Origin of the sequence: Rhodopirellula sp. UBA1907, assembly GCF_002337565.1 — a bacterium.
Taxonomy (GTDB): Bacteria; Planctomycetota; Planctomycetia; order Pirellulales; family Pirellulaceae; genus Rhodopirellula; species Rhodopirellula europaea.
The window spans coordinates 1-22,440 of sequence record NZ_DDGH01000057.1 but is presented as its reverse complement, the minus strand read 5'-3'; the positions used below and the strand labels follow the sequence as shown (position 1 = coordinate 22,440).

Here is a 22,440-nt window from a genome sequence, read left to right as displayed (position 1 = left end):
GAGAAGGGCTCGGCTCGTGTCCACTCTTGACTCTTGACGAAGGCACTCGTGGCTGGAAGTGATGCGTAGACGATCTTGTCGCCGTCACGGATCACTTGGCCGGTGAAGTGCTCCGAGGTTGCGGTGTCGATCGACACGTCGGCCCCAACCCGTCGGTCAGACACAGCTTCTTCGTATTGCAAGTCAAGTGGTTCGTCGAGTAGCTCGCGGACCGTTGATCGGGCTCGTTCGTCTTCTTGCGAAGCGATCTCGGCGATCAACGATTCCAGCTCGTCGAGCGATGCGATCTCAACCGGCAATTGGACTCGCGGTGATCGGTCTGGTGCTCGATCTCCGTTTGCCTTGGCTGCCTCAATCGCCAGCGATCCGTAGCACTCGCGAATCAGGCTCGGCCAGATGCTCAGCCAGTAATCGTGAGACGGTGCCCGCTCGATGCCGACAACGCGGTCATCGACCAAGACGATCGCTCCGACTTGCCGAGGAACGCACTCGAACTCGGCGACGAACTCGTCCAGTTCCTTCTTGAATGCCTTTAAGAAGTACTCGAGGTGACCTTGACCGTTCACTCCGAATCGCTGGTTGAACACCGAGATGTCGTCCCACAGCTTCTGGTAGTTCTTCTCGCCTCGCTTCTGCAATGCATGCTCTCGCAACGCGTGCGGCAGAATCAACATGCGGTACGAACCCTTCTTGATGAATCCACCTTGCGATGCCTGGATGCAGGCCGCGGTGTCGTACCGGCGATCGCCAGCAGCAGCGACCACGCCGGCGTGCGCCATCGCGTGGTCCTGTGCGTGCTGCTTAACGACATAGCCGGCATGGCACGGAACAATCATCACCGAATCGCTCGAGTTGCGGAAGCCGAGCGTCCCGTAGCTGGTCGTGTAGACATCCGCATCGCACTGCACCGGCGATACGAATCGATCGTCGTTCAAGTCGCTAACTAATGGGATGACCTGCATGTAGCCAACGCTCTGCAGCCGGCCAGCTTCGCATCCGCGCAGGACTTCGCGGATGGTAGTCTTGAGTCGTGAGTCTCGAGTCTTGCGGAAGAATGGCATGGTGGTAGTCTCCGGTCTTGAGTCTTGAAGGGTGAGGCTTGAGCCTCAAGGGGGGGCGGAATGATAAATTGGATGTGCCTTCGTGTTTTGGAGTTGCAATACATTGCTATGGTATTGGGTATTACTCGCGACTCACGACTCAATCCTCAGGACTGTCCCAAATGAGAGATCACCGGAAGCTTCGTGCCTTTGAGCTTGCAGATGAACTTGTTTTGGCTGTCTATCGCGTGACCAAGACATTTCCGAAAGACGAAATGTTCGGTCTGACATCGCAAGTTCGAAGAGCCTCGGTGTCAGTCGCATCGAACATCGTCGAAGGATGCGCAAGGCAATCACAAGCAGATTTCGTTCGTTTTCTTGACATGGCATTCGGGTCACTTCGCGAGGCGGAGTATCAACTGACCATCGCGGATCGACTCGGCTACACAGATCCCGATGAAAACAAGCGGCTTGCCGGTGTTGCCGACGAAGCCGCTCGCGTTCTCGCGGGATTGATCAAGTCACTGAGGAAGTCGTAAGCGTCATCCTCGAGTCTCGCGACTCAAGACTCACGACTCTGAACAACGCCGCGACGCCTCGGTCGACGTCGGACTCGATTAACGCCTTCAGCAATCCAAGTCCGATTGCTTCCGGCTTGCTAACCGGCATCGCAACCACGGAATCGCTCAGCGTGCGAACGCCTTGTGATTCGGCCGCGAAGACCGGCGTAAATTGGTGAATCGGCGTTTGAACACCAATTCGTCGTACGGCCGCGACCGTTTCGCCGAAGCGTCCGGCCGGCGCGTTTTCGTATCCATCCGACAGAACGAATACGACGTCTGGAGCGGACTTCAGCAACTGAACCAATCCTGCCGCCAGCGACGTGTCGCCTGACGGTTCAACCAGTTCGTAGCTCTCGCATGGTCGGCCATCCGAAGTAATCGCAACCGCATCATCTGCAGTCGCTGACAACAAGTCGCGTAGCGCAAGTGCCGTCGCGATCGGACGACGAGCCTGTGTGTCATGACCGATCATCGATTGCGATGAGTCAATCAGCACGCCCACTCGCTCGAACGCCACTGGCAGTCGTGCGGCGGCTGCTTCCGCCTTGTCGCGAAGGGCCTGACGAATTTCATCGGTCATGCCCATCTCGAACGCGTAAACGTACAGTCGAACTGCGTCGTACTTCGCTGGATCGAACTCGACCTCCACGCCCGACTGTTCTGCCTTGCGCTGGACGGCGATCTTTTGACCGGTCGTCAGCTGAGACTTCGTCAGTTCGAGTACTTCGGCGTTGGTACGATGCCTGTGATATCGGCTTCGCAGACCTTCCATCGTTTCCGGTGGCAGGACGGCTCCACGATCGAAGTCGGACTTCGCGTCACGGTACGCCGCCAAACGATTCAGTGTCACGCCGTCTTCATCACCGAGGATGAAACGAACGCATTGTTCGACTCGAGCGACAGACTGTGGCTTAGGCTTCCAGCCTGAGGTTTGCGACTCGACAGGCAGGATGCCTATCCCACTTGAAAAACGTGTCACGTTCTGGCGAACGATCTGCGATTCCTTTTCGGTACGCTCATCCTTCGACTTCGCCAACACGCTGCGCAGGATGCTCGTCGTTCGGCGTCCCCACGCGTGCGTCAACGCGACCCGTAGCTTCTCGCGGTACTTGACCGCCCAAAACTCCAGACCGTCAGCACTGAGGATTTCGCTCAGGATCAATCGACGCGTTCGCGCGTTGTTGACGCGGTCACGACGTAGCATTCCGAACAACTTCAGCATCCGCTGCGTTGGCAGACCGCGGACCAGGTGCGTCATTGCCGCTGCTTCGAACTCGGCCGGCAGGATTCCGCCGTCGCGAGTCGTTTGCAGCAATCGACGCACACCGATCTGTCGACTGTAGTCCGTCACGCCCGGCAGCATCAGAGCTGCGGTGTAAACGTCACGGTCGATATCGAACAGGTCACGGTGGGCTGCTTCGACGGCTGCCGCTTGTTCTTCACGTGAGTTATAGAACGTGCCGCGACCGGTAGCCGTTGCGACCGAGTCAAGGAAGGAACCGAATGCAAGCGGCAGCAATTCACGCTGCGAATCGGACAACGCATCAGTCGGCCGCAATGGCAGGCTTGCAGTCTTGATCAGATCCATTCGTGTAGCTCCTTCGTGTTCAGTTCAAAAACAAGACGAATTGAAAACACAGCATCGGGGCAAGGTGCGGGACGCTTACAACTGTGTGTCTGCCAATTCCACCACTCCCGCGTGTGTGCAACGACCGCGGAGGTCGTTGAAAGCGCAGGAGGAGGGATTCGAACCCTCAAACGCTTTCGCGTACAGCCATTTTGATGGCTCTGTATCGACGCGCTAGTACCCGATGCAATGTGTTCAGGGTTCCCTTGCGATTTGGTTGTGATGCAAAAGTGCCGGGGTAAGGTTCTGGTCAATGCCTTTGGTAAAGGTTTCTCAAACCCTCGCGTTGGTAACACGCACTGAATTGACGAGAGAGTCCCCGGCATCACGGTTCCGAAGAACCATGTAAGAAATTCGAGGTAGGTTGCCAGTCATGTTTCAAGCACGGGACTCGAACCCGTTACACTCAGATTAAGGATCTGATGCTCTAACCAAATGAGCTAGCTGTAATGACGTGCTAGTCCTCGAATCAGAAACGCTGGTGGGAGTCGAACCCACTTAAACCGGGTTGCAGCCGGCCGCCTAGCCATCTGGCTCCAGCGTTTTGCTGCTCGCGGGGTTGCCGCGAGCGTGTTTCATTCAGTCGTCGTCTCTAAAAGTAGTCGTCGCGATTGACGCCATCACAGACGCCCCGATCGTAGGCAGCAACGTTTGAATCGCTGACCGCTGCCACATGGGCATAGGTCGTTTCGACCGAGCTTTTCCTCGAGTTGCTTGCCTTGGATGATTCGGACTCCGCGTTTGACTTTCGTTTCTGACGGGTAGCCCTTACGACGTTTGCTCATCGGCTCGAAAGCAGAGGTCTTCGTCGCGGAAGTGTTGGTTGTCGTGTCGCATCGGTCTGCTCCGGTTTGAGTGTGAAAGTGTTGAGGTTGTGCAAAGACGGACCGACGAAGGGACAACTCAGATGGTTCACATTTTGAAGATGTAATCCGAGTCTGCAGTCGATCAGTCAGAAACGCCGGTGGGAGTCGAACCCACTTCGACCGGGTTGCAGCCGGTTGCCTGGCCATCTGGCTCCAGCGTCATGAGTCGCCGCCGATCGGTACACGGAATCAGAAATAGGGCTTGCAAAGTACGCTAAGAATCGAAGTATAAATCTCGCTAATTCTAAGGTTGTGATGATCCACATTCAGTTTTGCCACCCGTGCAGCGATTGTTGATGCCCAATCAACGACATGTTCCCCTGCCAACATCGGACCGCTCCGAACGGCAAATGGGCTGGAATGTACGCAGCCGTGAAAGTTTCGTAACAATGTGTCGTATTCATCCTCTTTTCCGAGTAAGCGCGCTATCTCGGCGAGATTGTTCTCGTGCCATGTATTTCGAGTTGCTGGACCAACTTTAATTGTCCCATCAGCACGTTTTTTTCTAATGAAGTACCGAGACTTAACTCGGTCATATTCGGTATTTATTCTTGCCTCTCCGGCAGTCCGTTTCGGAGACGCCTTTAGATGTTCGGATAGTGAATTCTCGTGCTTCATGACGGCGGTCATCGACTTGAATCGCTCAACATGTTCGAACTCGAGGTAGTCACTTGCCAACTGGTCAGCAAGATTCGGTTCATGAACGATATACTCAGCTTGAAGGTATGCATCAAACATCGCTCGCAACAGCGTTCCAGCATCGACAGTAAATCCTTCGGCATCTGCAGTATTGTTACGAAGCGTCCGTATTGAACGCCATGTATTAGCGATGCGTACAGTGAAGAACAGTAGAGCACGCCCGATATCGTTATCCTCGATCTTCTCGTTCGCCTGGCCAATGACGGACTTCAACAGATCGAGCATGGTCTCGTCCACGCTATCATTGGTCAATTTTTCTTTATCCAAAGTCAATTCCATTTCTGGTGGTTGTTACCTGCTGTCGCATTTTTGCATTGTATGCACAAGTGCTCTCGCCAGGAATCGAACCTGGTCTACGACCTTCGCAAAGTCGCTTGCTATTCCGGCACACTCCGAGAACATTTTGAAAATCGGCTCAGGATCAGAGCCGAGTAACCCGCCCAGGAATCGAACCTGGTCCGACAGTTTCGAAGACTGTCATGCTATCCAGCACACCCGCGAGTCATTTGGTTGTTTTCTTCACTCATAGTCACAAGAGCCGACGACTGGGTTCGCACCAGCATGAGCCGCTTTACAAGAGCGGTGCCTTTCTGCATCGAGCCACGTCGGCTTGGGAAATGGCCCCGCACCGAAGTGCGGGACCGAAATTCAGTCGATGAATGCAACATGTCGCATTGCGATCGACTCGTTTTCAGTGTTCATCAAGACTTGGTGCCAACCGTTCAAGATGATCGTCTTGTGATCCGGATGGCGAACTCGTCCGCGAACAAACACGCTGGGGTTTCGACGTTGAGCGCCCCAGTGCAGATGACGAAGTTCAGGCTTGCGACTTATCAATCGCATTCGCTGTCCCTCGGTCAATCCGTTCGGGTGCTGGTTACTGATGTAAACCAGTTGTCCGCCCTGTCGAACCACTTCTTCGCAAATGTGCGGCTTTCCGCCGCCACGTGCGATCGGCTCGCTGCGTAGAACGAGACGCTCATCGACCAACGCCGGGTTTTCGACCGGGACGAAGAACCACTCGCCCTGACGGATAAATGCTTCATTGCGTCGACGATTCCGCTTCCGCGGCTTCACACCGAGACGGTTCTCGAGTGCTCGCACCGCAACCGGCTTGAGCGCGTCGAAAGCTGTCTTCACAGATGAAACGGCTGCCCGTTCAGGAACAGCAGCAACGAACCAATGTCGCTCGTCGTGTCCGCACAAGAACTTGTGCTTTCCGTCGTCTTGTCGCGACATCAGCAGCAGGTGCCGCATTGAAGGCTGAACGTCGATCACCTGCGTCTCGGCCAACTGTGGTGGCTGAATCGAGATATCGAAGAACTCGCCCTCGGCGTCGTTGCCGATGTCGATCGAAACTTCAGGAGTCGTTCCCCAGCGCCGAACGATCGGCGGATGAACGTTTGCTCGAGCACCAATCCGCGTGAATTGACGCTCAATCTGACGCATGCTCATGACATTGCCTTTCAAAAGCGTCAAACAAGCGAATCGATGCCGGCAGCCAACGTGACTGCGAATATCGGCAGTAGCCCGACCAGGAATCGAACCCGGAACTTCTGGTTAGAAGCCAGAGATGATGTCCGTTTCACCATCGAGCCGTCTCAAAAAAGCGGAAGGCGAGGGAGTCGAACCCTCATCACCCGAAGGTGGCACGCGTTAGCAGTGCGGCCCGGCAAACCGTATCCGGCTGCCTTCCGTAAATCAAAACTGAGAGTGGACCGGAAGGGAATCGAACCCTTCTCACCGATCTTGCAAGGATCAGTCGCCCCCTTGGAACATGCCAGCCCATTTGTTTCAAACGTCACTCAGAGGTCCGTCCGGGAATTGAACCCGGTCTTCGTCCATACCACAGACGCGTGCTGCCGCAACACTTACAGACCTTGGCGTTTCAGTGATCACGGATGGAATCGAACCATCGGTCTCCTGCTTGTCACGCAGGCGTCTTAGCCGCTGGACCACGCGATCGTTTTTCATGACCGAGGTGGGAGTCGAACCCACAAAGTCACGAGGCTCTCGACCTCGTCGCTTTGCCAGTTTGCGTACCCGGCCGAATGAAGTAGCGGATCCGGGGGTCGCACCCGGCGGTCATGGCTTATGAGGCCTGGCTGAGCTCTGGCCCATCCGCGTTGTTGTCGCATTGAAGTAGCGGGTTCGGGGGTCGCACCCGACGGTCCAGGCTTATGAGGCCCGGATGAGCCTGGCTCACCCGCATCGTTGTTCCACTACTGAAAGTAGCCAAGGCGAGAGTTGAACTCGCACGCCGCTGTGGGCACGACATTCTGAGTGTCGCGTGTCTACCGGTTCCACCACTTGGCTGTTTGAATCGAAGTACTGCGGGAGGGAGTCGAACCCGCAAGCACTTGTTCCTAAGACAAGCGGCTCGCCGTTGGCCTACCTCAGCGTTTGTAAAAAAGTGGAGCACCGGGGAATCGAACCCCGATTTTCTGCGTGCAAAACAGACGTCTTCCCGTTGGACGAGCGCCCCATGTTGCTCTTTCGTTTCAGTGCCCAGAGCAGGAGTCGAACCTGCAAACACTCGGGTTTAAGTCGAGCCGCTCGGCCAGTTGGCGTATCTAGGCGTTGATTGCTGGTGCCGCTGGGAAGGACGCGACCGACCGCGTTCTTCCCTTGGCTGCCAACGTGTTACGCATGCAGTCGCGGAGCGCTGTCGCCCGTTGACTTGCGGTGGTTCTTGATCGCCCTGTGCGAGTCAGGGAGTTGGTCGCCTTCGACGATCACGTCGCCGACGCTTTCGACCACCCAGCCGTCGACCCAACCGACCTTGTCATCTTTGAGCCTCAGCACGCGGCCGACCTTCGCAAACTCTTGCGGGATGTACGATGTCGTTCGCACTGATCCGCCGGCGATGTTGCGTCTCATCGCACATTGCACGTACTTCACATTTCTGGACATCGTCATTCTCCTTGGTTAATTACGGGCCACCGTCACCGTGACGCCGGCAGTAGTCCCGGATGGAATCGAACCATCGTTTCCTGCGTGTAAAACAGGTGTCGTCGCCGTTGGACCACAGGACCATGTTGTCGATCCGAAGAGCACGTCCCCAAGGATTTGAGAGTTACGGGCCACAGTCCGTACTCCGCTTTCCCTGCGGTTAGCGGCGTTTGCTGCGGATGGAGACAGCCGAGGCGTCAGTAGGTTCATCCAAAATGCCCTGAAAGCTTGACATTACCCGCCAACCACGTATAAAAGCAGCACTTGGCCCGTGTGGTGAAATGGCAAACACGGCAGCTTGTCAAAGCCAATGTGCGTCATTGGCTTTCCAAGCTGCTGTCACATCGTGACTTGAGGGTTCGACTCCCTTCGCGGGTATTCTTCTACTTACTTCAAGCCTGCAACATGTAAAAGCTCTTCAATTGCAACCCTGACTTCGGATTGCACTTTAACGAGATCAGCTTCCTGTGCGTTGTAGCGGTAGTTGTGGGCCGAACGATTTCCGTTCTTTCGAATCTGGGACAATACGCCGCCAGTCTCTTTGGTGACTCGAAAATCCCTGTGATCGACAACCCTGCTGATCATTGTCGACAGGTTGGTGTAGTGACCATCATGGTCAGTGATGTGGTGTGCGAGCTTGAGATGCTCGAAGCACTCTACAAGTATGGTCTCGAGCAATCGTCTAGTTAGCAAGGACGCTCCGTCGAACTGCCCGAACTCAAAGCACTCATTGATTTGCTCAGCTGTCCGGCAAATGTAACCACGATTTACATTCCACACGCCCCGTGGAATGTACCCATGCTCTTGATCAGCTTCGCGTTGAGGCTTCCCTAGCACCGGCTCAAGTATTTTCTTAATAGACTCGCGTGAAGTCGGCTTGATGCTTAGAAGATTCTTCGATGCCAACGCATGCTTAGTCGCAACTATCGACTGACCAAGCTTGGTGCTATGAGGGTTTCCCAGTCCACTCTCTCGAATTAGTCGAGAAATTTCTCCGGCTGATAGTTTACTGCCAGGTACATCATTGTCCACGAACCAAAGCAAAGAGACGCCTATCATTGGTTGTTTCAGCTTGAGCGAAGCAAGTGAAACGCAAAAGTCTTCAATCCGCATCTAATTGGCTTCCGGGGCTCTTTGCATTTCATGTTCGACGAAGTTTTCGCCGGAGGTAGTGATATTCAAGTCTTTGCTATTGCTACTGTCGACCCATCCTTTTTCCGAAGAACACTTCCGAATTACTTGAGGAAGAAAGGTAGGGACCTTCACCTCAGCGTTTTTCAAACATGTGTAAACATGATCAGCGGTGATATCTTGTTCTTCCGCAATACACTTCAAATAGTAGATGATTACTGCAATTTGTTCTTTTTGCGTACGAGGGGCCTTTCCTTCGAAGAAATCACGGAAGTTCGTTTTGCCCTCAGGCCGAAGGTCTAGTTCGCTAACCAAACTCAGCTTTGGTGGCTTCTTCTTCCCGTTGCTGGGTCTCTTCTTTGCAGGTGCATCCACTACGTCCTCTTCGAAATCAGGATCGTCAATCAAATCATCAACGCTCTCAATCGCTGGCGTCTCGCCATCTGATGAAGGGCTGGGCAACATCACAACCTTCGGTTGGAATGTTTTTGATACCGCTCCAGTCAATGCCCGAAGCCCGTCTTGAATTGTTTCGTCATCGCCTTCGATTTCCGCAAAGAACACTCGAATACGTCCTTTGCTTTCTTTCTTCGCCATTTCCAGGTCCTGTTGCGATTTGGGTGTCGAATTAAACTAGCTAGCAAAGCATCATCCTACAGAGGGGACATGCTGCTTGCCTAGCAGGTTCGCCCGTTTGGCCACTTGCAGATCCATCCTGCGACTCGCTGCGGAGTGCGTCTAGCTGGTCCCCGCACTTTGCTGCTCGCCCAGCATCCAAACGCGGCAGACGCTGTGACAGGAGGCGAACAGCGACGAGGGGAGGGGGTCAGCGAACGCGGAAGGCACGCCACACATTCCCACAGCAATTGGTTGGCAACCTCGCTTTGACATCACTGCGAAAGCCGCGATACTCCCTGCACACACACAGAACGCGAAGACTCACTGAGTCTGAATCCAGTTCTAAAGTGGTAGAAGGTTAGCTCCCTTCGTGATCAACGGCGATCGTAGTTTTGTTTTGTTGCACTACGATCGCCGTTGGACGCCGCTTGCAACAAGACACCTCCAATGAAAAAAGCGAAAGTATCAGCAGCCAGAAGGCGAGTGAATAGCCTGAGGAAGCCGGGAAAGGCGAGCGACTACGTGCTTCACGCCCAGGAACACCTTCTTCCTGGAATGAATGTGATCGTTGCAGTACGTGTCTCTACGGACGAGCAAGAAATGCAAGCAGCGGACAATGAAAAACGCTGCTGCGAGTTTGTGCGTTCAAGGGGGGCCATTGTTTTGGTATCGAGAACGATCCGCTCAATGGGGAAACTTCCAGAGGACTGGCTGCCAGAGCTTGTGAAGCTCGCGAAGGAGAAGAAGGACGCGGTCATCTTGGCTGAATCCGTGGACCGCTTCATGCGTAGCGAACGTTACACTCCACGGGAGCAAGTTCACCATCTGACTGAGCGAGAACTTGAAGGCTTAAAAGCACTTGCGGACGGCGTTCCGCTGCTGACTCTCCTTCACCCCGATGAACGGCCACGCAGCGAGCAAACTAAGCGAGGGATGAAAGCCCGCGGGAACAAGGGTGGACGTGGGCGAAAAAGTCCAGCAAAGGTGATGCAAATGGACGATGCTGCGTTGAGAAAACTGGTCCACAAAAAGCGAAATGGGATACCCCGCTGAGGGGTGGTTTTACTTTCGCGTGCAATTGCTGATGCGTTGTCGTGGATCCCCGTGTTTTGCTTGCGTGAACAGCATATGCGGTGACGTCGGCAACTTGGCGAAAGGGTGTATATACGAACTACACCCAATCCGGCTATCCACTGCGTCCCATTAGCCACCTCCTCTACAAACAACTCTCTAGCTGCAGGAACCCAAATTGTCTGATTCAAAGAAGCCGCTTGATCAAGAAGTTCTGGACTGGTTGAACAGCCAAGGCTACCCACTGGAGATGACGGTCGCGAAAGCGTTCCAGGACGCAGGGATGCACGTGGACCAGTCTGTTTACTACAGGGATCCAGAGACAGACACACCACGTGAGATGGACATAGTTGCTGGGTTGGAAGATGGAGTGGTTACTGAGAACTTTCTGTTTTCATGCCAATTCTGCATCGAGTGCAAAAAGTCCAGTGACTCATGGGTCGTGTTTGCTGCTACAGGCAAATTGCTGCCCAGCCTATTTATCAACAGCTGGATTTGCTCCAAGATCGGCCACTCCGTGAAGAGCTATTTGCCTCTGGAAACAGGCTACAGCCATCCCTTCTACAAGTGGAACCGTGCGTTCGGAACCGGGATTACGAATGCATCAAAAAAGTCCAATAACGATGTCCCATACAAAGCGTTGTTGGGAGCCACCAAGGCAGCCTTTGCATTGGCACAGCAAGCTGACTCCAAAAAATGGGAAGGAAGTGCACAGCCAAACGGCAAAGTGCTATTCGGAACGATGACACAACCAGTTGTAGTTTTGGATGGGAATCTATTTGAAGCGAGGCTAGATGAATCAGGCGAAATCAAGGTGAATGAAGTGAACGAATCCATCGTTCTCTTCCGCTATCCCTTCTCAAGGAACACCTCGCATGGAGTGGCAGTTCCCATCGTTACAACTGCCGTGCTTGACGATTTTGCTGCCAGGGCCGCGGATATTGAGAACGCCATCACCGGCTGTGTTGAAGCTCAACAAAAGGCTTATCACGAACACTACAAGCCCCAGCGTTCACTCAAAGAAATGAGCGAAGCAGCTCAAGCAAGTCGCAAGCAAACGCCTGATATCGGTGATAGATAGACGGTTCAGCTGCATGCCTGTTTCCTTCCACTTCCATCAATAGGACTATTCCCATGGAACGCTACGAGAAAGTTGTCGAAGCCCTACTTCGCTACGGAGACGCTGAGCACGGGACGCTTGCCAGCGGCCAAGGTGCAGTCTTGGTGACAATCGGAGAGCCCATCTTCAAGAAGCTTCTCGCCAGCGAAGAGGCGTTCGCAGCCTACGTCGCCTCCCAAGAGGCAAAGAGGGACAGCTAGCCCAGAAGACGCAGTGAGGACGTGTGGCAGGAGGTGTTCACAGGCGAATTTCGCCAGATACGCCAGGAAAAGTCCAAAATAGTTGCAAGCTCCTATCAGCTCACACTTTACGCCTAGCGTAAATCGCCCTTCAAGCTGGTTTTGACGTCCAAACAAGCCGAAAACAGCCATTTCGCCACTTTGATCAAAACGCTCAGCACGACTATAGGGTGCTGAGGTGATGTTCACATCAGCGTGAGCGGGTTCCGCTCTCTGAAAGTTACAGCCAACTGTAAATTTGCTGAGCCATCATGGACATTAAAGAACTGGCCAAACTTGCCAATGAACTGCACTCCGAAATTGAGACCCACCTGCGAACTAGCCTGCTAAAAGCGAAACGTTGTGGCGAAGTTTTGATCGAAGCCAAATCCAAAGTAGAGCACGGCGAGTGGATGAACTGGATTGCGGAGAATTTCGATGCAAGCCATCAAACCGCCTGTGCGTACATGCGGATTGCAAAATACTGGTGTCGTTTGGAACCTGTGTTCGAAAAACCTGACGTGTTCGAAGCTGTAGAAACGATCGACCATGCATTGAAGCTGATAGCCAGATACAAGCCCTCTCGTCTGACATCGCAGGCAAACCCCGTTTGTAACGAACCAACCAGCCTTCAGAAAATAAAACATTCGTTCAGCCACTTTGTTGTAGCACTGACAGAACGCTTACACGACTTGCTCGATTACGACACGCTGTATGACTGGCACCATCAACGTCAAGTGTTGGATGCCAAGCGATACGATTTGCCAGACGGCCGTACTGCCATCGTCCTGACAACCAAATTGATTACCGAAGACCTCGACGGAGATGCTTGGGCAGTGGATGAAGAAGAACTGCTAAGCTCGATCGAACCGCAGTAGTTGCAGGAGAGGACGGTAGATGTGGGCAGCCAGCACCGAGGGTTAGAGAAGAAGGCTGAGGAAACTCCTCCTCACCTTCACATCATTCCCACCCCTACCCAGCACCACCGCAGCAACCTGCAACTCGCCACGCCCCTGCACGTTGCGTTCTCCGCTGCTGCCGTCGCTCCTCCGTGCGTTGGACACGTTCCCACGTCCGTTGTGCCCCCTGCGTAAAGACAACGCGGGAGGGAGCGTTTCCGTGCTTGTTGTTGTCCAAACACACGCTGGAACGCCCCGTCCAGTTTCGGTCTGGCCATCAAAGCTGCCCTGGGTGACAGTGCTAGCTGGACGCAACTTGGCGTCCACGCAACGCACTACACACACGCAGGAAACAAGCAATGGCAACGAAGCAAGCACCACGTCGCACAGCCAAGAAAGCAGCCCCCAAAGCAAAGGCAGCAGCGAAACCCAAGACAGCAGCAAAGACCAAGCCAACGAGCAGCAAGCCCAAGGGCACAGGCGTGATCGCAACGATCATCGAAGTGCTGAGCAAAGCAACCAAGACCAAGCCTGTCACCAAGGACGCACTGCTCACGCAGCTTGAGAAACGCTTTCCAGACCGTGCACCAGAGGCGATGAAGCGAACAATCAACTGCCAAGTGCCATCCCGCCTGCTGTCGGACAAGCAGATCAAAGTCCAGTCCAACGACGCCAAGCCGCGTGGGTACTGGATCGCCTAGGACGCAACACACATTACCAAGCACAGCACACGAGCCCGGCCACTTCGCCGGGCTCGTTTACGTTCACGACCAACCAAATGATCAGGAGCAAACCACTATGTCCAAACGAATCATCGGGTACATCAGGGTAAGCACAGACAAGCAGGAACGCAGCGGACTTGGGCTGGAAGCACAGCTGGCCGCCCTCGAAGCATACGCAGTGATGACAGGTAGTGAAATCATCCGCGTCTATCGGGAGGTTGAGTCTGGCAAACGCAACGACCGTCCTGAACTGGCAAAGGCGATGGCTCATGCCAAGCGATCCAAGGCCACGTTGGTGATTGCGAAACTGGACCGTCTAGCACGCAACGTCCATTTCGTATCTGGCTTGATGGAGTCTGGAGTGGATTTCGTTTGCTGTGATAACCCACATGCAAACCGCCTCACCATTCATGTGCTTGCTGCCACGGCAGAGGACGAAGCCCGACGCATCAGTGAACGGACCAAAGCAGCACTGGCAGCCTACAAGGCGAGGGGCGGCAAGTTGGGAGCAGCACGCGACAACGCCCACACGCTCACCCAGGACGATCGCCGCAGGGGTGGAATCCAATCGGGAGAAGCTGCAAAGACAGAAGCGATGAAAGCCTATGCAGACTTGATCCCGCTGATGGTGGACTGGCGTGACGATGGCGAATCACAGCAGGGCATTGCGATCAAGTTAAACGAGGAAGGGCATACCACGCGGAATGGAAAGCCGTGGAATCAAGTGCAGGTCTCACGGGTGCTGAGGCGGTATGCAAATGCGACTTGATCGAGGGCCGGGACTACTTGCATTGGGTCGGTGAAAGTACACGAGTCATCAGCAAGATAACAGGAAACAACATGCCCACAAGCAAACGCCCGTCCACACGATCCGAACGAAAGGCGAAGCAGCCAACACGGCTACCGGCACGCTTTGAGCCCAAGTTCCTGGAGCAGGCGGATGGGCGACAAGTGGCAGTGCGTGAGATCCGCAAAAGGCTGAATCGCCTGATGGAAGACACGGGAGCGGACAGCTACCAGAAGCAAATGTTGGTCCGTCGGGCAGTCTTTATCAGCGTCCAGCTCGAAACGATGGAAGTGAACGCAGCGGAAGGCGGCATGCTCGACATGGGCTGTTACACGCAGGCAGTCAATTCATTGGTGGGACTGCTCACAAAGCTGGGGCTGGAACGCCACGTCAAAGACTCATTGGACCTACAAGACTACATCAACGCAGGAGGGAACAAGAAATGAACATCATTGAAGCCTGCAAAGATCCAAACTTGTTTCGTCCATTCCTCGAGGACAAGAGCGGCAGCGTGCGGACGTGGAGCCGTTGGTTCAGTTGCTTGCGTGCACTGTATGGAATCCCGCTGGGCACAAACGCTTCCAAGTCGATTGAGGAACTGACCGAACGCGACCCACATGCAATGCCAGCGGACGGATTCAATTCAGCGTTGCTCCTGACTGGACGTCGCAGCGGCAAATCTCGGACCGCTGCGGTGATCGGTGCTTACGAAGCAGCACTTGCAGGGAACGAAAGCAAACTCTCAAAGGGCGAGAAGGGCATCGTTGCGGTCATCGCACCAACCAAGAATCAAGGGAGCATCGTTCGCAACTACATCCGCGGCATCTTCGATACACCACTGCTCGCGACTCAGCTTGTCCGTGAGACGAAAGAAGGCTTTGAGCTGAAGAACGGCATTGAAATACGCATCATGGCGGGTGACTTCCGGTCGATTCGCGGCTTCACGTTGGTCTGTGCGATTGTGGATGAAATTGCGTTCTTCGGACTGGATGAAGAAAGCAAAGTGAAATCAGACACGGAGTTGATTCGTGCAGTCCAGCCTTCGCTTGCAACCACCCAGGGAAAGCTGATCGCGATTTCATCGCCGTATGCAAGGCGTGGCTGGGTATTCAAGACGCATGCCAACCACTTCGGAAACGACAACAGCAAAACACTGGTGGTCAATGCACCATCGCGGACTCTGAATCCCACTTTGCCACAGTCCGTGGTCGACCAAGCAGTGCAAGAGGATCCCGCATCAGCCCGCAGCGAATACTTCGCACTATTCCGCGACGACATTGCGGCGTTCATCAGCAGGGAGATTCTGGAAGGCTTGGTTCACAAGGGACGTGCATCCTTGATCCCTCGTTCAAAGAACACATACGCAGCCTTCGTGGATATGAGCGGCGGCAGAAGCGATGACCATGCGATCGCTATCGGGCACAGGGATGGACGGAAAGTCGTCCTCGATTTCTGCAAGCGTTACAAGCCAGGCCAAAGCCCATACGCAGTCGTTGGCGACATGGCGGATCAGCTAAGCACATATGACATCAAACGCGTGCACGGAGACAACTACGCAGCGGACTGGGTCGCCAAGGCGTTCCAGGAAGCACGCATTCAGTTCATCAAAGCAGACCGCAACAAATCAGCTTTGTACTTGGAACTACTTCCACGCTTGGGCAGCGGTGAAATCGAACTGCTCGACAACGAAACACTGATTGACCAACTCGCCAACCTTGAACGATGCACCCGCAGTGGTGGACGCGACATCGTTGACCATCCAAAGGGTGGTCATGACGACTTGGCGAACGCGGTCGCTGGCGTCTCCTGCGTTGTTTCCAAAGACAGGCGAATCGCTGGAGCGTTGCGAACCAAAGACTCAGGGCATCTCAACGGAGAGATGCACCAAACAAATTCTTGGAACCTATGACCCAAACCGGAGAAAACTATGAATCATCCACTGACACCAATTGGCACAGACGGACCTGTCGCGATTTTTGAGAAGCAGCACGGTCCAGACAGCATTCTTGTGAACGGAATCATCTACTACGCAACCGGTGCGTGGCGTGAGAACAGTTCATTCCCAGTTCTTGCTCAGCCTCACAATGACCCAGTTGAACGCCAGAAAGCAATTATTCGCTTTCATGAGCTGATGCTGCGAAAGGAAACTCAAGTTTTTGATGACTACAAAACAAATGCAACAAGCTTCAGGTCATCCATTTCAGAGCAAGAGGTTGCTCACCTGAAAAAGCTTCAGGCGGCAGTTCGAGCAAGACAGGCGTTGATTGAGGGCAAGCGGAAGGAGTTGCTCGATCTTGAACTTGCTCCATACCTGAAAGACTTCAACGAGCGATTGGAATCCGCAGAAAACGCATTGGAAGAAGCTGACTCCCAGCTTGAAAAAGCTCACGAAGAGGACCTACCAGGAGATCAGATCGAAATCGTGGAAAACCAGATCAAGAGAATTGAATCGAAAATCTGTCGTCTGCTTTTGAACCTTCATGCAAAAGGGGGAGAGGTGCCCAAACGCCATAGGCCGCTACTGAAAGGACTTTTGCAGCAGCGGGAGAATGCACGTCTCACAACACAAGCCGTCGGTTCCAGGAGGCTAAACGAAGCCAGAAATATCAATGTCTGAATCAACAACCATTTAACCCTGAAAGAATTGCCATGCGAAAGAACGTCTACGTCTTCAACGTCAAGCCATGCTCCTGCGGAGGAACTGGCGAACCCCAGCACAACAACGAACCATTCGACGAGGAGCCACTGCAATCGCCGTCATTGGCCTGGATCCTAGCGAACAACGAAACGGAAGATGACGGCGAGCAGGAAGACGAGACAGCGTCTTCGGATTGGCACACTGTTCCTTGGCCGGAGGACTGATGCGATGGTGAGAACGCAAGAACTTGAAGGCAGGGATCACTACGTTGTTCCCATGGTGATGCTAACTGTCGGTGAGCATTCCGGAAGCAATGGGCCAGTCTACTATCCCGCCGATGAACTCAGGGAGTCCGTGCCAGCTTGGAATGGAAAGCCAGTGCTTTGCTACCACAGCCAAGTTCATGGCAGGGGCGTGAGTGCAAGCAGTCCAGAAATCGCCAACAAGCAGAAAGTTGGTGTCATCTACAACACTTCGTTTGATGGAACACGGCTGAAAGCGGACGCCTGGATTGATTCAGAGCGAATCAGGTTTGTGGACGAACGCATCCTTCAAACGATCCAGCTCAATCAGCAGATGGAAGTCTCCACAGGCTTGTTCATGGACTACGACGACAGCCAAGGAGGCGTGATCATCGCACGGAACTATCGTCCAGATCACTTGGCCATCCTGCCTGACCTAGTCGGTGCATGCAGCGTCACTGCTGGCTGCGGTTTGCTCCGCAACGATTCAAACGACCAAACCTTTGATGATGAGCCACTGTTGACGGTGGGTTGGATGTGAAAGGGGTGCTGGGGAGGCGACAACGTTTACTGAAATTTCCGTTGTCTGCGTGTTTGTAGGGACATGCAAATGCTTCCCCAGCACTTTTTACGACTTCGATGTTGGGATAGGGCCGTACACCCGAAAAGCGGACACTCTTGCCGCCTGCCCAATGTCGTTCTTTTCAAGAGTCTCCGTTAAAAGAGAAGCGGAAAACATGAGTAAGAAGCACATTGCAGCAGTGGCGTACTATCGACGCTCAACGAAGAAACAAGAAGCCAGTATTGAGGACCAACGCACCGCGGTTGAAGCGTATGCCAAACAGAACGGCTACAAGATCAGCTTCGAATACGTAGATGATGGCATCAGCGGCGATGCAACTGAAAAGCGAGTTGAATTCCTGAGGATGCGAGATCACGCAAGCAGTGGAAATTTCGACGTGGTCCTCTGCTGGGACCAAGATCGCTTTGGTCGCTTTGATTCACTGGAAGCTGGGCACTGGTGCTATCCATTTCGTCAGGCCGGTGTTCGAATCGTGACAGTGAACAACGGACCAATTGACTGGAGCGACTTCACGGGCCGCATGATGTACAGCATGCAACAGGAGGCTAAGCATCAATATTTACAGGATCTGAGTCGCAACGTTCTTCGTGGCCAGATTGAAGCGGCAAAGGCTGGCAGTTGGATTGGAAGCCCACCCTACGCGTATCGGATTGAGGGCGGTTCCAAGAACAAACGGCTTGTTCCTGGTGATCCAGTCCACGTTGCAACGGTCAGGCGAATCTTTCACGAGTACGTTGAGGAGCAACGGACACTGACCGACATTGCGAGACGCTTGACGGCTGATGGAATCCTCTCAAGCGGTGGAAGCAAGCAGTGGAAGCCAACTGCCGTCCGCGTCATCCTCGCTAACCCAGCGTACACAGGACTGTTCAGGAGCAACACTCACAGCTACTCCAAGTATCACGGCTACAGAGACGGTCAGATTGCCAAGGGCGGCAGACGAGGGCCCAACGATGAGTCTGATTGGATCGTTTTCGAAGACCATCATCCGCCGCTCGTTGGAAAACGAATCTTCAACCGTGCCCAACGTCTTCTCAAGCGGAATGAGGGCCGCAAGTGCCGCTACACCCGTGAGGAAAACCCGTACTTGCTCTCTGGGCTTTTGGTCTGCGGCAACTGTGGAAGCCTGCTGTGGGGGATCAAGAATCGTGGACGCACAAAGAAGACAAAACCTCAGCGTTACGAGTGCAGTAAACGTCGCAGAGAGGGCAAAGACGCCTGCGAGGGTTGCACCATTGGAGAGGAAGACCTGCTTGATCACCTTACCAACTTCGTTGAAGAGAACTTCATCCCACGGCAGGAACAATCGCGTTTAATGTCCAAAGCCAAACAAGGCAAGCTCACGCCATCGGACCTACCGAAGGGATTCAAGAAGCTGAAACTGCTGCTGATTGGAAGCACTGGGGCTGGTTCAGCCACGAAGCACACACACCGCAAACTGGCAGATATTGAATCCAAGATTGCAAAGGCTCAAAACAACTTGGTGCTTTTGGATGCTGAAAATATTCCCGCAGCACAGCGACAAATTGCTCAGCTATCCAAGCTCCGGGATCAAATGCGAATCGCAGCCAGAAAGACGCCCAGCGTCAACGATGTAAACGAACAAGTGCTGGAAGTACTTACCAAGCTGTTTTGGCTTTGCTCCCTCAATGAAGCTGATTTGCGTCCCGTTCTCAAAGAGGTGGAACGAATTACGGTCTACGCAACAGGCAAAGGCGGCGGTTCATCACGACGCTACCAGTTTGATCACGGTGACATCAGTTTTGTAAGGAGTAGGGACTGTGGCCAGAGAGTAGAACCCTGACTAACTGGTTTGGAATCAGCAGTGCTACCGTTACACCAGAGACGTGTGAAACTTTTCAAAACAAGTGGGAACGCAAGGAATCGCACCTCTCGCCGACTACCACACAATTAAAGGCAGAAGGGTTACAACCTCCCGTGTGGAAACGCTCCCAAGATTTCGTCAAACAAGCGGAAGCCGTGGGACTCGAACCCACAACGGTGATTAGCCGCAGCTGTTTTCAAGACAGTGTCCTCATCCGGCCGGGTGACTTCCGTATTGCGCCGTTGAACGCAGTGACGTGAGCGGGAATCGAACCCGCGAACTCCTGGATGAAAACCAGACGATTCTGCCATCAGAATCTACCACGCCGTTTTGTTGGCCAGCCTTGTCGCCAGCCGAGTACCGCATAGGAGTTTCGATCTCCTTCCTGCTGCCTGAGAAGCAGCCGACCTAGCCAGTAGTCGAATGCGGCGTTTGCAAAGCGATGGCAACGGGAGTCGAACCCGCAGCGACTTGATAGACAATCAAGCTTCCTTCCCAGAGGAACTTACCACCGTATCTGTTCAGGGTGACTAACCGGAATTGAACCGGCGACAAACTCATTCACAGTGAGTCTCTGGAAACCAGCACCAGATCTAGCCACAGCGCCGAGGACAGGAATCGAACCTGTGTGTGCCTGATTCAGAGTCAGGTGCAACGACCAGCAGTTGCCGCCTCGGTGTCTTCGTTTCATCAGCACTCCGTCCGGGAATTGAACCCGATCTGCGAGCTTCAAAGGCTCACGTCGCGACTACGCGCCGGAGAGAGTTTTCAACAATGAAAGAGTGTCCTGTGGGAGTCGAACCCACCTAGCCGGATTGGAAGTCCGGAACCTTTGCCGCTCGGCCAAGGACACTTAATATGCGGAAGTTTGAAGGGCGAGGTGTGAAACGAAGCGAGCTATCTCACACTTCTCGCTTCACCCTTCAAACTTCGCGAAGCTCCGGCGGATGGACTCGAACCATCACTCGTCTCCTTAACAGGGAGCCGCCTTACCATTGGGCCACACCGGATTCTGCAAAGCGCCCAGTGGGAGTCGAACCCACACTTCCGCCATGGCAAGGCAGCAGGCTACCGCTACATCATGGGCGCAAAAATGCATCACTACCAAATTGTCAAAGATCAATACGCCGAAGCGTTCAAGAGCACCGAGCCGGAATCGAACCCGCATCACCTCGTTACGACGGAGGAGTCTTGCCGTTAGACCATCAGTGCTTGTTTCAAACTGTTTCAAGTGGGATCGGTGAGAATCGAACTCACATCGCTCGGATTAAGAGTCCGATGCATTACCTTGTCTGCCACAATCCCATGTGCTGTTGTTTTCGTCGTCGTCGTTGTTTCATTTCAGTCGGCGTGGCGGGAATTGAACCCGCGACCGTCGCCTTATAAGGACGCCGCTCTCACCCCTGAGCTACACGCCGATGCGTAGCGATGGGGCCGAAGGGAGTTGAACCCTCACCTACACGACGACCAACGCTGCGCGTCGGTGCCCGAAGTCCGTATAGCTGCCAGTTACACCACAGCCCCGCTTTTTCAGTCGCGGCTATGCGTTTCAATCGCAGTTCAGGCAGCATGTTGCTTTCCTTTCGTGTCGTTGTCGTAAGTGGTAGCCCCGAGGATCGAACTCAGCGCGACCCGCGTATCAGGCGGATTTGGGCGACCAGCCCTCGACTACCGTTGTCGTTTCAAAAGTCGGACACCTCGGAGTCGAACCGAGAGCCTTCCGCTCCCAAAGCGGACGTGCTTCCATCTGCACCTGTATCCGATGTTGTGTTGCTTCCATCGCCGCAGCAGTTGCTGTCGGCGCATATCTTCCTTGTCAGTGGGCCGGGAGGCGCTCGAATCCTCGTCTGCGGTTCTTCAGACCGCCGCTAGACCGTCTCAGCTACCAGCCCAAATTGGGTTCGTTGTTGGGGGTTGCCCGCTGCAATGCGGACACGAAAAAAGGCTCGATGTCTTGGTGACACCGAGCCTTCATGAAGAAGTCGTTCGCTTTGGAAAGCGAGTGTCACATCAGACGTGGATACGCCGGGGCATTGCTATTCGACGGCTCGCAATGGATTGCCAGCGAGGCGAAAAGACTGCCTTCGTGTTTCCGTTCGAGTCGACTGGATTCAATATTCGTTAACATCAGAAAGCTCGTTACTCGCTCGTCTATGAATGTGACTTGTGTGTTCTGTGAGATAGACGCGTTGACGTCACGAGGGTTCGCACTGAACCAGGAAATGTCTCAATTCTTTCCAAGACTGTGCAAGAGCCTCCTGTCGAATCGAACTATTCAGCGACTCGCTCCTGCCCCCAGCATGCTCCCAGAGCATTGCGAACAGACAACTTTCGGCTGAGGCGTAAAAGGTTGTCGGCGAACCCGTGGGATCTTGCCTCTCATCCGCTATCAACTAGTCCCGGACCGCGGTGTTGATGGAAAGTTGTATTGTAGATGGAGCTAATTCGGCGAGGGCTCGCCGAATCGCATCAGTCATCAATAGCCGTCCGGTATTGGATCGCCCGTGATGCGACGGCATTGCAACGCAAGTGATTGTCGCTGACATGAGAACGAAGATTCCTGAAGCAGGTTCCCTGTTCTTGGATGATGCACCGATCAGTACGCTTGGAACGGAATGCTACTGCAAGTGGATTGGTGTCTTTAGTGGTCTTGTACAGCGATTACGAAATGCAGTCATCTTGATAACCGGAAGCCGATGACAAATGTGGTGTATCGGAGCATGAGAACTCGCTCACAATGCTCCTCAAAGGAAGAAGATTTCACATGGATGTTGTCCACGAAAAATGGCCTCGATAACATGCTCTCTACACCTTAGCCCGCATTATTCACCAAGCCTGT

General features: G+C 53.9%; 21 protein-coding genes and 26 tRNA genes. 14 read left to right on the top strand and 33 right to left on the bottom strand.

The window, feature by feature from the left end; genetic code table 11:
- Positions 1–1,061 (bottom strand): ARPP-1 family domain-containing protein (locus tag B2R17_RS12715; protein ID WP_286764272.1); only part of this gene is annotated, 1,061 nt, incomplete at its 3' end.
- A gap of 161 nt (positions 1,062–1,222) precedes the next feature.
- Here B2R17_RS12715 and B2R17_RS12710 point away from each other — a divergent pair.
- Positions 1,223–1,579, top strand: coding sequence for a four helix bundle protein (locus B2R17_RS12710; RefSeq protein ID WP_286764271.1), 357 nt, complete (start codon positions 1,223–1,225; stop codon positions 1,577–1,579).
- Here the strand turns inward: B2R17_RS12710 and B2R17_RS12705 are convergent.
- The 18 genes from B2R17_RS12705 to B2R17_RS12620 all read right to left on the bottom strand — a co-directional run bounded on the left by B2R17_RS12705 (position 1,557) and on the right by B2R17_RS12620 (position 7,830).
- Positions 1,557–3,191: a VWA domain-containing protein gene (locus B2R17_RS12705; RefSeq protein WP_286764270.1), complete on the bottom strand. Its 1,635-nt coding sequence runs from the start codon at positions 3,189–3,191 to the stop codon at positions 1,557–1,559. The genes B2R17_RS12710 and B2R17_RS12705 overlap by 23 nt on opposite strands.
- A gap of 512 nt (positions 3,192–3,703) precedes the next feature.
- A tRNA-Cys gene (locus tag B2R17_RS12700) sits at positions 3,704–3,774 on the bottom strand.
- A gap of 76 nt (positions 3,775–3,850) precedes the next feature.
- Positions 3,851–4,015, bottom strand: coding sequence for an SEC-C metal-binding domain-containing protein (locus B2R17_RS12695; RefSeq protein ID WP_011123265.1), 165 nt, complete (start codon positions 4,013–4,015; stop codon positions 3,851–3,853).
- Between the two features lie 171 nt (positions 4,016–4,186).
- A tRNA-Cys gene (locus B2R17_RS12690) sits at positions 4,187–4,257 on the bottom strand.
- Between the two features lie 28 nt (positions 4,258–4,285).
- Positions 4,286–5,062 carry a DUF5677 domain-containing protein gene (locus tag B2R17_RS12685; RefSeq protein ID WP_286764269.1) on the bottom strand — a complete coding sequence of 259 codons (777 nt, stop codon included), beginning with the start codon at positions 5,060–5,062 and terminating at the stop codon, positions 4,286–4,288.
- A gap of 165 nt (positions 5,063–5,227) precedes the next feature.
- Positions 5,228–5,299, bottom strand: a tRNA-Arg gene (locus tag B2R17_RS12680).
- A 32-nt stretch (positions 5,300–5,331) separates the two neighbouring features.
- Positions 5,332–5,405, bottom strand: a tRNA-Thr gene (locus B2R17_RS12675).
- Positions 5,406–5,443: 38 nt separating this feature from the next.
- Positions 5,444–6,274: a hypothetical protein gene (locus B2R17_RS12670; RefSeq protein ID WP_286764268.1), complete on the bottom strand. Its 831-nt coding sequence runs from the start codon at positions 6,272–6,274 to the stop codon at positions 5,444–5,446.
- Positions 6,275–6,321: 47 nt separating this feature from the next.
- Positions 6,322–6,393 (bottom strand) — tRNA-Arg (locus B2R17_RS12665).
- Positions 6,394–6,405: 12 nt separating this feature from the next.
- Positions 6,406–6,491, bottom strand: a tRNA-Ser gene (locus tag B2R17_RS12660).
- 18 nt (positions 6,492–6,509) lie between these two features.
- A tRNA-Ala gene (locus B2R17_RS12655) sits at positions 6,510–6,582 on the bottom strand.
- Between the two features lie 105 nt (positions 6,583–6,687).
- Positions 6,688–6,760: transfer RNA gene (locus B2R17_RS12650), tRNA-Val, on the bottom strand.
- A gap of 8 nt (positions 6,761–6,768) precedes the next feature.
- Positions 6,769–6,844 (bottom strand) — tRNA-Leu (locus tag B2R17_RS12645).
- 183 nt (positions 6,845–7,027) lie between these two features.
- Positions 7,028–7,111 (bottom strand) — tRNA-Leu (locus tag B2R17_RS12640).
- 98 nt (positions 7,112–7,209) lie between these two features.
- A tRNA-Ala gene (locus B2R17_RS12635) sits at positions 7,210–7,280 on the bottom strand.
- A gap of 20 nt (positions 7,281–7,300) precedes the next feature.
- Positions 7,301–7,374 (bottom strand) — tRNA-Leu (locus tag B2R17_RS12630).
- A 64-nt stretch (positions 7,375–7,438) separates the two neighbouring features.
- A complete protein-coding gene (locus B2R17_RS12625) occupies positions 7,439–7,708 on the bottom strand; it encodes a hypothetical protein (protein WP_286764267.1) in 270 nt (89 codons plus the stop codon).
- A gap of 50 nt (positions 7,709–7,758) precedes the next feature.
- A tRNA-Val gene (locus B2R17_RS12620) sits at positions 7,759–7,830 on the bottom strand.
- Positions 7,831–8,014: 184 nt separating this feature from the next.
- Between B2R17_RS12620 and B2R17_RS12615 the strand changes: the two genes are divergently transcribed.
- Positions 8,015–8,125 (top strand) — tRNA-OTHER (locus B2R17_RS12615).
- 9 nt (positions 8,126–8,134) lie between these two features.
- Here B2R17_RS12615 and B2R17_RS12610 read toward each other — a convergent pair.
- A complete protein-coding gene (locus B2R17_RS12610) occupies positions 8,135–8,860 on the bottom strand; it encodes a DUF4145 domain-containing protein (protein ID WP_286764266.1) in 726 nt (241 codons plus the stop codon).
- Positions 8,861–9,475, bottom strand: a complete 615-nt coding sequence (locus tag B2R17_RS12605) for a hypothetical protein (protein ID WP_286764265.1) — start codon at positions 9,473–9,475, stop codon at positions 8,861–8,863. It abuts the gene before it with no gap.
- 468 nt (positions 9,476–9,943) lie between these two features.
- Here B2R17_RS12605 and B2R17_RS12600 point away from each other — a divergent pair, with 468 nt between their 5' ends.
- From B2R17_RS12600 to B2R17_RS12545, 12 genes are all read left to right on the top strand, one after another.
- Positions 9,944–10,549, top strand: coding sequence for a hypothetical protein (locus tag B2R17_RS12600; RefSeq protein ID WP_286764264.1), 606 nt, complete (start codon positions 9,944–9,946; stop codon positions 10,547–10,549).
- A gap of 196 nt (positions 10,550–10,745) precedes the next feature.
- Positions 10,746–11,648, top strand: coding sequence for a hypothetical protein (locus tag B2R17_RS12595; protein ID WP_286764263.1), 903 nt, complete (start codon positions 10,746–10,748; stop codon positions 11,646–11,648).
- A 53-nt stretch (positions 11,649–11,701) separates the two neighbouring features.
- Entirely contained in the window at positions 11,702–11,887 is a 186-nt protein-coding gene (locus B2R17_RS12590; protein WP_286764262.1) for a hypothetical protein, read from the top strand.
- 290 nt (positions 11,888–12,177) lie between these two features.
- On the top strand, positions 12,178–12,783 hold the full coding sequence (locus B2R17_RS12585; protein ID WP_286764261.1) for a DUF3102 domain-containing protein: 606 nt from the start codon (positions 12,178–12,180) through the stop codon (positions 12,781–12,783).
- Between the two features lie 380 nt (positions 12,784–13,163).
- Entirely contained in the window at positions 13,164–13,505 is a 342-nt protein-coding gene (locus B2R17_RS12580; protein ID WP_286764260.1) for a hypothetical protein, read from the top strand.
- A 97-nt stretch (positions 13,506–13,602) separates the two neighbouring features.
- Entirely contained in the window at positions 13,603–14,295 is a 693-nt protein-coding gene (locus B2R17_RS12575) for a recombinase family protein (protein WP_286764259.1), read from the top strand.
- Positions 14,296–14,366: 71 nt separating this feature from the next.
- Positions 14,367–14,759, top strand: coding sequence for a hypothetical protein (locus B2R17_RS12570; protein ID WP_286764258.1), 393 nt, complete (start codon positions 14,367–14,369; stop codon positions 14,757–14,759).
- Positions 14,756–16,222, top strand: a complete 1,467-nt coding sequence (locus tag B2R17_RS12565) for a hypothetical protein (RefSeq protein WP_286764257.1) — start codon at positions 14,756–14,758, stop codon at positions 16,220–16,222. The genes B2R17_RS12570 and B2R17_RS12565 overlap by 4 nt, the downstream gene beginning before the upstream one ends.
- Before the next feature lie 18 nt (positions 16,223–16,240).
- A complete protein-coding gene (locus tag B2R17_RS12560; RefSeq protein ID WP_286764256.1) occupies positions 16,241–16,930 on the top strand; it encodes a hypothetical protein in 690 nt (229 codons plus the stop codon).
- Between the two features lie 32 nt (positions 16,931–16,962).
- Positions 16,963–17,175 carry a hypothetical protein gene (locus B2R17_RS12555; RefSeq protein WP_286764255.1) on the top strand — a complete coding sequence of 71 codons (213 nt, stop codon included), beginning with the start codon at positions 16,963–16,965 and terminating at the stop codon, positions 17,173–17,175.
- Positions 17,176–17,179: 4 nt separating this feature from the next.
- A complete protein-coding gene (locus tag B2R17_RS12550; protein WP_286764254.1) occupies positions 17,180–17,734 on the top strand; it encodes a DUF2213 domain-containing protein in 555 nt (184 codons plus the stop codon).
- Between the two features lie 196 nt (positions 17,735–17,930).
- Positions 17,931–19,580 (top strand): recombinase family protein, encoded by a 1,650-nt coding sequence (locus B2R17_RS12545; RefSeq protein WP_286764253.1) that lies wholly within the window; start codon positions 17,931–17,933, stop codon positions 19,578–19,580.
- A 168-nt stretch (positions 19,581–19,748) separates the two neighbouring features.
- Here B2R17_RS12545 and B2R17_RS12540 read toward each other — a convergent pair.
- The 12 genes from B2R17_RS12540 to B2R17_RS12485 all read right to left on the bottom strand — a co-directional run bounded on the left by B2R17_RS12540 (position 19,749) and on the right by B2R17_RS12485 (position 21,493).
- Positions 19,749–19,832 (bottom strand) — tRNA-Ser (locus tag B2R17_RS12540).
- Positions 19,833–19,853: 21 nt separating this feature from the next.
- Positions 19,854–19,928: transfer RNA gene (locus B2R17_RS12535), tRNA-Glu, on the bottom strand.
- 113 nt (positions 19,929–20,041) lie between these two features.
- A tRNA-Asp gene (locus tag B2R17_RS12530) sits at positions 20,042–20,114 on the bottom strand.
- Positions 20,115–20,126: 12 nt separating this feature from the next.
- Positions 20,127–20,202: transfer RNA gene (locus B2R17_RS12525), tRNA-His, on the bottom strand.
- Between the two features lie 180 nt (positions 20,203–20,382).
- Positions 20,383–20,454 (bottom strand) — tRNA-Gly (locus tag B2R17_RS12520).
- Positions 20,455–20,539: 85 nt separating this feature from the next.
- Positions 20,540–20,611, bottom strand: a tRNA-Asn gene (locus tag B2R17_RS12515).
- 8 nt (positions 20,612–20,619) lie between these two features.
- A tRNA-Gly gene (locus tag B2R17_RS12510) sits at positions 20,620–20,690 on the bottom strand.
- A gap of 52 nt (positions 20,691–20,742) precedes the next feature.
- Positions 20,743–20,813: transfer RNA gene (locus B2R17_RS12505), tRNA-Thr, on the bottom strand.
- 20 nt (positions 20,814–20,833) lie between these two features.
- Positions 20,834–20,906 (bottom strand) — tRNA-Lys (locus tag B2R17_RS12500).
- 40 nt (positions 20,907–20,946) lie between these two features.
- Positions 20,947–21,019, bottom strand: a tRNA-Ile gene (locus tag B2R17_RS12495).
- A 271-nt stretch (positions 21,020–21,290) separates the two neighbouring features.
- A tRNA-Pro gene (locus B2R17_RS12490) sits at positions 21,291–21,363 on the bottom strand.
- 58 nt (positions 21,364–21,421) lie between these two features.
- Positions 21,422–21,493, bottom strand: a tRNA-Phe gene (locus tag B2R17_RS12485).
- Between the last annotated feature and the right edge of the window lie 947 nt (positions 21,494–22,440).